Genomic DNA, 1,060 nt, shown 5'->3' with positions numbered 1-1,060 from the left:
AGAAGACGCTCGATATCAAAAGCTGGAGCAGTTGCACGAGAGGCGCAAGCAAGTTGTACGACTGCATCGGAAGGGACACGGGGTGATGGCCATCGTTGGCATGACGGGGTTGAGTTACCCGGCGGTGCGACTGGCCATCGATTTGCATGAAGAAGGTGGCTACGCGGCCTTGAAGCCGACGCCACGCGGGCGCGAATCTGGTGAGGGTCGAACGCTGACGGCAGAGCAGGAAGATGTCATCCGGCGGACGATCTGCGACAAGCGGCCCGAGCAGTTGAAGATGGAATTTGCGCTGTGGAACAGGGCGGCGGTCATGCAGTTGATCGAACGCGAATACGGCATCAAGCTCTCGGTGCGAGGTGTGGGCAACTATCTGTCACGCTGGGGCTTCACCCCACAGAAGCCGATCAAGAAAGCCTACGAGCAACGCCCGGAAGCCGTACAAGCCTGGCTCAATGAGCAATATCCCGAGATCGAGAAGCGTGCCAAAGCGGAAGGTGGCGAGATTCACTGGGGTGACGAAACCGCCTTGGTCAATACCGATGTGCGCGGTCGCTGCTACGCGCCGGCCGGCAAGACCCCAGTCACTTACACCGTGGGCGGCACCCGGCAGAAGCTATCGATGATTGCCACGGTAACGAATCAGGGCAAGACACGCTGGATGATCATTGACGAAGCGTTCAACTCAGACAAGCTCATCGAGTTCCTCGAAGCCCTGATCAAGGATGCCGGCAAGAAGGTATTTCTGATTCTCGACAACCTGCGGGTACATCACAGCAAGCCGGTGAAAGCTTGGGCGGCAGAGCGCCAAGACAAGATCGAGCTCTTCTACCTGCCAAGCTATAGCCCGGAACTGAATCCGGAGGAGCGTCTGAATGCCGACCTCAAGCATGCCATCGGCACGAAGGTGCCAGTACGCACCAAAGCCAAGTTGAAACTCGCCGCATCGGAACACATGACAAAACTCGAACAATCACCCGAGCGGATCAAGAGTTTCTTCCACGACCCCCGTGTCAAATATGCCGCCTGAAACTTCATACTTCAGCTGGCCGGATCAATA

The 1,060-nt window shown here is 57.2% G+C and carries 1 protein-coding gene; it reads left to right on the top strand.

The features are described 5' to 3' along the window. Positions 1-1,030, top strand: a 1,030-nt coding sequence (locus PROAA_RS08850; protein ID WP_245664221.1) for an IS630 family transposase, incomplete at its 5' end; no start/stop codon positions are given. Between the last annotated feature and the right edge of the window lie 30 nt (positions 1,031-1,060).

The organism is Candidatus Propionivibrio aalborgensis (genome assembly GCF_900089945.1).
GTDB classification, from domain to species: Bacteria; Pseudomonadota; Gammaproteobacteria; order Burkholderiales; family Rhodocyclaceae; genus Propionivibrio; species Propionivibrio aalborgensis.
This window is presented reverse-complemented; position numbering and strand designations above follow the sequence as displayed.